2 protein-coding genes are annotated in these 3,988 nt (G+C 63.9%); one reads left to right on the forward strand and one right to left on the reverse strand.

Translation table 11 applies throughout. From position 1 onward, the window contains the following. Positions 1 to 308: 308 nt before the first annotated feature. Complete coding sequence (lhgO, locus tag FJZ36_18285; protein MBM3216848.1) at positions 309 to 1,526, forward strand: L-2-hydroxyglutarate oxidase; 1,218 nt, start codon at positions 309 to 311, stop codon at positions 1,524 to 1,526. 7 nt (positions 1,527 to 1,533) lie between these two features. Here lhgO and FJZ36_18290 read toward each other — a convergent pair. Beyond that, positions 1,534 to 3,988 (reverse strand): DEAD/DEAH box helicase (locus FJZ36_18290; GenBank protein MBM3216849.1); only part of this gene is annotated, 2,455 nt, incomplete at its 5' end.

Here is a 3,988-nt window from a genome sequence, read left to right on the forward strand (position 1 = left end):
CGCCAGGGTCTCGACGACGCCGGAGCTCGGAGAGCCCGGGTAACCAGCGACGACTCGCACGCCAGCCGCCAGAGCGGCATGCGCGAGGGCTTCTTCTCCGGTCAGGTTCACACGCGACATGGTTTCCCCTTGTCGAGACATGGTCTCGCACCGAGAATGGGGATCGCCAGTGTAGCACGAGTATCGGCGACGCGCTTCGGCGGATGCCGTTTTCTACCCAGTGGAACGCTCGAATCCGTAGGACGGGTCTCAGACCCGCCCCTACAACACGCAGACGTCGGAGCGATCGCTTGCTGACAGGAGCCGCGATGAACGGAACCTATGACGTCGCCGTGATCGGCGGAGGGATCGTCGGACTGGCGACCGCGATGGCGTTGACGGCCGACTCGCGGGCGGGCGTCGTCGTCCTCGAAGCGGAAGACCGCCTCGCCGCGCACCAGACGAGCCACAACAGCGGCGTCATCCATTCGGGGCTCTACTACAAGCCGGGCTCCCTCAAGGCGAGTAACTGCGTCGCGGGCAGGCGGGCGATGGTGCGCTTCTGCGACGAGCAGGGCGTTCCCTACCAGCAGTGCGGCAAGATCGTCGTGGCGACGCGCCCCGACGAGGTCCCCATACTCGACGAGCTCGAACGCAGGGGAACCGCGAACGGTCTCGTCGGGCTCCGACGGCTCCGCGCCGAGGAGATAACGGACTTCGAGCCGCACGCGCGGGGAATCGCCGCGCTCCACGTGCCGGAGACGGGCATCATCGGCTTCCGCGCTGCCGCGATGCGGATGGGCGAGCTCGTCCGCGAGCGCGGCGGCGAGATCCGCACCGACGCGCGACTGCTGGGCGTCCGCCGTGAGTCGTCGGCTCTGACGCTGGAGACGACGGCGGGAACCGTGTCGAGCCGGAACCTCATCAACTGCGGCGGGCTCCAGTGCGACCGGATCGCGCGGATGTGCGGCGTCGATCCCGGCGTGCGGATCATCCCGTTCCGGGGCGAGTATTACGAGCTCGTGCCGGAGCGGCATCACCTCGTCAAGAGCCTCATCTACCCCGTGCCGGACCCCCGGTTCCCGTTCCTGGGCGTGCACTTCACGCGGATGATCCACGGCGGGGTCGAGGCGGGGCCCAACGCCGTCTTAGCGCTCCGGCGCGAGGGATACCGCCGGACGAGCTTCTCCCTGCGGGACGCGTGGAGCGCGGCATCCTACGGCGGCTTCTGGCGGATGGTCGGGCGCTACGGCAGGTCGGGCATCGGCGAGTTCTACCGGTCGCTGAGCAAGGCGGCGTTCGTGCGGGCGCTGCAGCGGCTCCTGCCGGAGCTCGAGGGGTCGGACATCCAGCCGGGCGGGTCGGGCGTGCGGGCGCAGGCGGTCTCGCCGGACGGGCGGTTGGTGGACGACTTCCGCATCGTCGAAGCGGAGCGGATGATCCACGTCCTGAACGCGCCGTCACCGGCGGCGACGTCGTCGATCAGCATCGGGGGAACCATCGCCGCGATGGCGCGGGAGCGGTTCGGTGGCGGCGCGTTTCATTGATGGCGAGTCAACGTCGCGGACGCAGGTCTTTCCCGTTCGTGACGACTTTGTAGTCCACGTCCAAGGCGTCGACGAAGTGCCGTTCGCCGCAGCGGATCTTCCGGGCTTCGTCAGGGCTCAGATCGTCCAACACCGTCGTGTCCTTGGTCTCGCGGACGAGGTAAAGGCGTTTGTCTGTTGCTTCGCCGTGCTCGTCGCGTTCTTCCAGGACAATTGCCCAGTCGGGGTTGTACGTTCCGACCGGCGTCGGCACGGTGAACCACGACGGCAGTTTGATGTAGAGAAGCACGTCGTCGCGCGCTTCAAGGTCAGCAACGAACTGCGTCTCCACGTCTGAATCACAGAGAACCCCGTCGTACACCGACCGTACCGCTGGCGTCAGATGGTCTTCCCATGTTTCGATCTCATCCTGAAGGCACGTCATCTCGTACCACTCGCCGGTCTTCTCGTAGCGGATGCCGCTCACAAGCTGGCCGTCCAGCACCAACTTGATAAGCCGAACCGTCACTGCTGCGAACTCGTGAGGGTTGTCCGTCGCATCCGTTCGTCTCTTTGTCCGCCTCAAGACCTCGATCAGCGTCCGCGGAGCGAGACGTACTGGCGGCGACGTGTGTTCGAGTAGATGACCCATCACGCCGATCAAATCCGGCAAAGGATACTTCCCTGCCAAATCGGCGACCGTCTTCGCGCCGCTCGTCTGCATCGCGGTAAAGACGTCTTCATCCTTGCGAGCATCCACGCGCGCCCGTGTGACGACGATTCGCGGGCTTCGTATCTCCGCGTTGTCCAATCGTTCGACGACGTCGCGGATCAACTGGTCCGTGTCCGTCGTCACCGCGTATCGCGTCTTGTGTTTGATGCGTTCCCAGAGCTCTCGAAACTCCGGCTTGAGCGTGAATTCCTTCCGGAGCCGCGCGACGCCCCGTTGCCGAGCGTTTGCCGGTCTGGGCGGCGTCTCGCCGTCGCCGTATTCCTCGACGATCTCCGATTGAAGGCGTTCGACGTATCGCTCGTAACTCTCGTTTGCCGCGACGGTGAGGATGTTCACCTTCTCATCACGGATCCGTTCCCCGCTCTGATTCACCGCCAGACGGACGCCGCGACCGATCTCCTGCCGCTTCTTCATCTCCGAAGTCGTCTGGTTGAGCGTGCAAATCTGGAAGATGTTCGGATTGTCCCAGCCTTCACGGAGCGCGGAATGCGAAAAGATGAACGCCGTCGGTTCCTCGAAGGAAAGCAAGCGTTCCTTGTCCCGCATGATAAGGTCGTAGGTCTCCCGATCGCGTTCCGCTTCGCCGGTTTTGCTGTCTTCCAGGACGATATCGCCCGTCTTCGTCCTGCGTTGGGCGAAGTACGCCGCCTGAACGCTCGCCGCGTCCACATCCCGCCAGTCGGGGTGGTTCGCCTTATGCTCGTCGAAGCATCGGTCGAACAGACGCCGGATGATCCCGTCCTCTTGCGCGTAGTTGTCCACGCGGTCGATGAAGAACAGCGACAGCGCTTTGACGCCGAACGGCTTCAGACGCTCCTGCTTGCGGAAATGCTCCTCAACGGTATACCGAATCTGCGCCTCGAAGATGGCTTCCTTGTCCGCTCCAAGCGTCGCGCCTTTTTGTAGTTCGATCCCGCTCGTGAAAGAGACGAACTCGAAACTGTAGTTGATCTCGTCCACGACAAACGCGGCGTATTCCGGGCGGTTCGTCTGCGCCTGGAGGTTCTCGCCCGGCTTGACGGTAATCACCTGTTCCTTGACCGTTCCGTCCTTCATCAGTTTGTGGACGGCGATCCGCGCGGTGAGCGTTCGCTTCGCCGTCCGCACTTCGTCCAGCCGGAGAAACGGGAGATTCGCGTCGTCCATCTGTTCGATACCGGCGACTTCGATCCGCTTCACGAGCCCTTGCCGGTACGCCTCGAACGGCGTCAGACGGTAGACGACGTTGTACGGGTTCCGATGCGTCGCGCTGTACCGGAGCGCGAACAGCGGGTCGAGATTCGCCAACGCCCGAACCCGCAGCTCGCTCTCCATGTTTTGCGGCTCGTCAAGTATCAGGATCGGGCGCGCCGCCTGAACGAGATGAATCGGCGTCTCGCCCTGCAGCCGGTCGGTGGACTGGCGGATGACGTTCGTCGCCTTGTTGAACGAGTCAATCGTCATCACCATGAACTCGACGCCGTTCGAGAGCGCGAACTGCCGCACCTGCGTCAGGTTCGCCGAGTCGTAGGCGTAGAACCGGTAGGGCGTGTTGTCCGCTACTTCCGCGAAATGGGCTTTCGTGACCTCGAACGTCTTGAGGACGCCCTCGCGCACGGCGACGGATGGCACAACAACGATATACTTGCGGAACCCGTAACGTCGGAACAGCTCAAGCGCCGTCCGCAGATAGACGTACGTCTTGCCCGTGCCGGTCTCCATCTCGACGGAGAAGTTCGCGAAGCGAACCGGCTTCGCCGCGTCCGGCGTC

The organism is Candidatus Poribacteria bacterium (assembly GCA_016866785.1).
Classification (GTDB): domain Bacteria; phylum Poribacteria; class WGA-4E.